This window comes from Streptomyces sp. FH025, assembly GCF_017427025.1.
GTDB lineage: Bacteria > Actinomycetota > Actinomycetes > Streptomycetales > Streptomycetaceae > Kitasatospora.
The window spans coordinates 1-5,391 of record NZ_JAFLNG010000543.1 but is presented as its reverse complement, the minus strand read 5'-3'; the positions used below and the strand labels follow the sequence as shown (position 1 = coordinate 5,391).

Sequence of the window (5,391 nt, the reverse complement as noted above, 5' to 3'; positions counted from 1 at the left end):
CTACCCGCGGCATTACCGGTGTTCGTCGGTCGGATGCCGGAACTGGCCGCCCTGGACGAAGTGTTGGCCCCCCTCGCGGGCCCCGGGGTCGGCCCGGCGGCCGCACCGATAGCCGTCGTCACCGGTGCCGCCGGAGTCGGCAAGACCGCGCTGGCACTGCACTGGGCCCACCGCCACCACGAGGACTTCCCCGACGGACAGCTCTACGCGGACCTGCGCGGCTGGTCGGCCCTCGGGCCGCAGGCCCCCGAGGTGGTGATGGCGGCGTTCCTGCGCGCGCTCGGAGTGACGACCGAACTGCCCTCCCACCTGGACGAGGCGTCCGGGCTCTACCGGTCACTGCTGGCCGAACGCCGGGTGCTCGTCGTCCTCGACGACGCCGTCAGCCCGGAACAGCTCAGACCGCTGCTCCCGGGCGGCGCTGGCTGCGCCGTCCTGGTCACCAGCCGGGACCGCCTCACCGGGCTCGCCGTGCGGGAGGGCGCGCGCCGGATACCGCTCGGCGGCTTCACCTCCGCCGAGGGGCGGACCCTGCTCGCCCACGTCCTCGGCGGCGGTGCCGCGGACGGCGCCGACAGCACCGAGGCGCAGCGGCGGGCCGGGACCTTGCTGCTCAACGCCTGCGGGCACCTCCCGCTGGCCGTGGGCATCGCCGCGGCCCAGCTGCGGGACCGGCCGCAGCCCGACCTCGCGGCCTTCGCCGTCGAACTCTCCACCTCGGCGGACCGCCTGAGCGCCCTGGAGGTCGGGGACGACCGCTCCTCCCTGCGGTCCGCCTTCGAGCTCTCCTACCGGGCACTCGACCCCGCCGCCCGACACCTGTTCCGCCGGCTGGGGCTGTTCCCGGGCGTGGACATCGGCCGGGCCGTCGCCGCCGCCCTGACCGGGCGGACCGAGGAGGAGTGCGACCGCTTGCTGCGGCGCCTGGCCGCCGCCAACCTGCTCATCGAACGGTCCTCGGGAAGCTACCGCTTCCACGACCTGCTGCGGCTCTTCGCGGCCGAGTCGGGCACGCGCGAGGAGAGCCCGGCGGAGCAACGGCGGGTGCTCGACCGCTGGTACGCCTGGTGCCTGCACCACGCGGACCGGGCCGCCCGCGTCCTGACCCCCGGTCGCCGCCGTGCCCCACTCGACCCGCCGCCCGGAGGCCTGGACCTGGCGGTCTTCGCCGATCCCGCGCAGGCCACCCGGTGGTGCGACGGCCAGCGGGCCAACCTGGTCGCCACCGTCCACCGCGCCTACGCGCGGGGGGACGACGAGGTCGCCTGGAAGCTTCCGGCGCTGCTGTGGAGCTACCTCCACCGCAGCGAGCCCCAGGTCGAACGGGTGGCCCTGGGCCAGGCAGCCGTGGCGGCGGCCGGATGGCTCGGCGACCTGAGCGCCCACGCGCACGGCCTCAACGACCTGGCCCAGGCCTGGAGCGCCCTGGGCGAGCTCGAACTGTCCCGGGAGACGCTCCAGCAGGCCGAGCCGGTCGCCCGCGAGGCCGGCGACCGCTGTGCGGAGGGCAGGATCCTGATCGGCCTCGGCGCCTACCACTTCTTCGGGGGCCGCTACGCCGAAGCCCGGACGTACTACGAGCGGGCCCTGGCCCTGCTCATCTCCGACGGACCGGGCGGCGACGGGCCGGGCACGGACGGGCCGGGCACGGACGGACCGGGCGGCGACGGGCCGGGCACGGACGGGCCGGGCACGGACGGGCCGGAAAGCGACGGGCCGGGCGGCGACGGACAGGACGCCGACGCCTGGACGATCGACCTCTGCCGCGTCAGCCTGATCGCGACGCACGTGCGGCTGGGCGGCTACCACGAGGCCCGGGAGCTGGCGAGCAGCGCCCTCGCCCACCCCAGGGCCCAGCCGAACGGCCCGGTGGACTGCGCCCTGCTCACCAACCTGGCGGCGGCCTGCCACGGCCTCGGGCGGCCGGACGAGGCGGTCACGTACTACGAGCGGTCCCTGGGCGTGAGCAGCGACCTGCCCGGGTACCCCGCGCAGCGCGCCCACGCCCTGGCCGGCCTGGCGGCCGCCCACCACGCCCTGGGCCAGACCGAGGCGTCCCGCTCGTACCGGGACGACGCCCGGGAGATCTACGCGGAGCTCCCCGCCCACCAGATGGCCTCCATACTGCCGATCCTGCGCGCGCTCGGGTACCCGGACCTGGCAGGTGACGAGCACGAACGGTGATCGCGGGCGCGACTCGCCGTGCCTCGGGACCGGAGCGCATCCTGGAGGGGAGCCCCACACCGAGGGGAGCCCCACACCGAGGGGAGCCCCACACCGAGGGGAGCCCCACACCGAGGGGAGCCCCACACCGAGGGGAACCCCACCACCGCCCTCGCCCGGGAGGCAACGCCATGGCGGTCGAGCGCGTCGGTCTCGTCGTGCACAAAGGACGTCCCGAAGCCGTGGCGGCCGCACGGCTGGTACGGGCCTGGTGCGACGACCACCGCGTCCGGTGCACCGAGATCGACGTGTGGAACGCGGGCGTCCAGCGGCGCGGCGCCCGCGAGGAGATGGCCGCGGCCGGGGACCCGGACCTCATCGTCGCCCTGGGCGGCGACGGGACCTTCCTGCGCGGTGCCCGCCTGGCGGCGCACAACGGCTCCCTGCTGCTGGGCATCGACTTCGGCCACGTCGGCTTCCTCACCGAGGTGCCCGCCCGGGACGTGCTCCAGGCGATGGACGCCGTCCGGGAGTCCCGCATCACCGTCGAGAACCGCATGCTGCTCACCATGCGCGCCTCCCGGCCGCTCTCGCTCCCCGAGGAGCTCGGTCCGCTGCTGGAGTGCGGGCACCGTCCGTCCCTGCCCCCGCCGCAGGTGCACCCGGGCTGCGAGGCCGGGGGAGGCTGGGGGGTGGCGCTCGACGTGCTCGGGCTGAACGAGGTCGTGGTGGAGAAGTTCGCCCGGGACGGCCGGGTCGCCGCGGCGGTCTACTTCGCCGGACGGCTCCTCGCCTGCTACGCCGGTGACGCGCTGCTGGTGGCGACGCCGACGGGTTCGACCGCGTACAGCTTCGCCGCGGGCGGGCCGGTGGTCTCGCCGCGCGCGGACGTCCTCGTCTTCACGCCCGTCGCGGCGCACATGGTCTTCAAGGCCTCGGTCCTGGCCGCGCCGGACGAGCCGGTCGCCATGCGCCTGCTGCCGGACTCGGGGAGCGCGGCGGTCAGCGTGGACGGCCAGCTGCGCGGGGTGCTGGACCCGGGCGACTGGATCGGCGTCTACGCCTCGCCGAAGCGGCTGCGGGCGGTCCGCCTCGGGCCGACCGACTTCTACGGCCGCCTGCGCCAGCGGATGCGGCTGACCGACGCGCCCGCCTCGGCCTCCGACGGCGAGGTGCCGTCGGCCTGGCCGCTGACGACGCCGCCGCCCCACGACCTGGAACACCTGAACCTGCCCGTGCTCCAGGCGGGCCGGCACCTCCCCGCCGCCGTGCGCCGGGCCGACGGCGACGCCTGACCCGGCGCGGCGCACGGCGGCCCGGCGCGGGGACGTCAGGCCGCCCCGGTGTCCGTCCGGGTCTCGGGACGGCCGGGCTCGGCCCAGTGGGTGTGGTAACTGCCCTCGCGGTCGGTGCGGTGGTAGGTGTGGGCGCCGAAGAAGTCGCGCTGCCCCTGGATCAGCGCGGCGGGCAGGCGCTCGCTGCGCAGGGTGTCGTAGTAGGCGAGCGCGGCGGAGAACGCCGGTACGGGGATGCCGTGCTGGGCCGCGCCGGCCACCACCGTGCGCCAGGCCGCCTGGGAGTCGGAGACCTCCGACGCGAAGCTCTCCTCGGCGAGCAGGCTGACCAGGTCGGGGTTGGCGGCGTGGGCGGCGCGGATCCGGTCGAGGAACGCGGCGCGGATGATGCAGCCGCCGCGCCAGATCTTGGCGACCGCCCCGAGGTCGATGTCCCAGCCGTACTCGGCCGCGGCGTCGCGGATCATGGTCCACCCCTGGTCGTAGGCGATGACCTTGGAGGCGTAGAGGGCCTGTTCGACGTCCCGGGTGAAGCGCTCGGCCTCGTGCGGGCGCATCTCGTGCACGGTGCCCCCGGGCAGCGGCCGGTAGGCGGCGCGCAGTTCGGCCCGGGCGGAGGCCACCCGGGCGAAGGTGGCCTGGGCGATGGCGGTGACGGGGGAGCCGAGGTCGAGGGCGGTCTGCACCGTCCAGCGCCCGGTGCCCTTCTGCTCCGCGGCGTCGCGGACGATGTCGACGAAGGGCTTGCCGGTGTCGGCGTCGGTGTGGGCGAGGACCTCGGCGGTGATCTCGATGAGGTAGGAGTCGAGCCGCCCCTTGTTCCAGCGCTTGAAGATCTCGGCGATCTCGGCGGGGGCGTACCCGCCGACCTCCCGCAGCAGGTGGTAGGCCTCGGCGATGAGCTGCATGTCGGCGTACTCGATGCCGTTGTGCACCATCTTCACGAAGTGGCCGGCGCCGTCGGTGCCGATGTGGGTGCAACACGGGTCGCCGTCCACGTGGGCGCTGATCTTCTCCAGCATGGGGCCGAGGACGGCGTAGGACTCGGCCGAGCCGCCGGGCATGATCGAGGGGCCGTTCAGCGCGCCCTCCTCCCCGCCGGAGACGCCGCTGCCGACGAAGTGGATGCCGCGCTCGCGCAGCGCCCGCTCGCGGCGGCGGGTGTCGGCGAAGTGCGCGTTGCCGCCATCGATGATCATGTCGCCCGGCTCCAGGAGCGGGGCGAACTCCTCGATCACCTGGTCGGTGGGCTCGCCGGCCTTCACCATGATCAGCAGCCGGCGGGGGCGCTCCAGCGCGGCCACGAAGTCCTGCGCCGACTCCGCCGGGACGAAGTCGCCCTCGTGGCCGAACTCCTCGATCAGGGAGCGGGTCCGACCCGGCGTGCGGTTGTGCACCGCGACCGTGTAGCCGTTCCGGGCGAAGTTCCGCGCCAGGTTACGGCCCATGACCGCCAGTCCCGTCACGCCGATGTGTGCGGATGCCTCCATGGCCTGTGCTTCCTTCCCTCGGGCTTCCTCGGAGTCCGTTGACCTCGCGAGGTGTCTTCTTCGGGATCTTCGAACTGCGCGAACGATCGGAATATTTCGAACTAGGGCCGGAATAAAGGAAATCAACCGGCACGCGGACCCCGCTCGGGGAACTGGCCCGTTCAGGTGCCCCGCCCCCGGGCCGGTTCGAGCGAGGTGGATCTCATATCCGGGATAACATCGCGAATATGGGAATCGAGACGGCCGTCGACACGCGGCTGGCACAGCGGCTCGCCGAGTTGCGGGTCGAACGGGGTTGGACGCTGGAGGAGTTGGCGCGGCAGGCGGACGTCAGCCGGTCCACGCTGTCGCGGGTGGAGCGCGCCGAGGTCAGCCCGACCGCCGCGCTGCTCGGGCGGCTCTGCGCGGTGTACGGGCGGACCATGTCCCGGCTGCTCGCCGAG

At 74.5% G+C, this 5,391-nt stretch carries 4 protein-coding genes; 3 read left to right on the top strand and 1 reads right to left on the bottom strand.

Annotation, left to right across the window (positions count from 1 at the left end; all coding sequences use genetic code 11):
• Both J0670_RS28945 and J0670_RS28940 read left to right on the top strand, forming a co-directional pair.
• A partial coding sequence (locus tag J0670_RS28945) for a tetratricopeptide repeat protein (protein ID WP_207814647.1) occupies window positions 1-2,184 on the top strand: 2,184 nt, incomplete at its 5' end.
• 170 nt (window positions 2,185-2,354) lie between these two features.
• On the top strand, window positions 2,355-3,458 hold the full coding sequence (locus J0670_RS28940; RefSeq protein ID WP_207814646.1) for an NAD(+)/NADH kinase: 1,104 nt from the start codon (window positions 2,355-2,357) through the stop codon (window positions 3,456-3,458).
• A gap of 35 nt (window positions 3,459-3,493) precedes the next feature.
• On the opposite strand, the gene gndA is transcribed toward J0670_RS28940, so the two are convergent.
• On the bottom strand, window positions 3,494-4,948 hold the full coding sequence (gene gndA, locus J0670_RS28935) for an NADP-dependent phosphogluconate dehydrogenase (protein ID WP_207814645.1): 1,455 nt from the start codon (window positions 4,946-4,948) through the stop codon (window positions 3,494-3,496).
• A 227-nt stretch (window positions 4,949-5,175) separates the two neighbouring features.
• Here gndA and J0670_RS28930 point away from each other — a divergent pair.
• On the top strand, window positions 5,176-5,391 hold a 216-nt coding region (locus tag J0670_RS28930; protein WP_207814644.1), incomplete at its 3' end, for a helix-turn-helix domain-containing protein.

Bases quoted from the DNA above. Each gene is read 5' to 3' on its own strand.
- J0670_RS28940 (WP_207814646.1), top strand. From the start codon at position 2,355: ATGGCGGTCGAGCGCGTCGGTCTCGTCGTGCACAAAGGACGTCCCGAA.
- gndA (WP_207814645.1), bottom strand. From the start codon at position 4,948: ATGGAGGCATCCGCACACATCGGCGTGACGGGACTGGCGGTCATGGGC.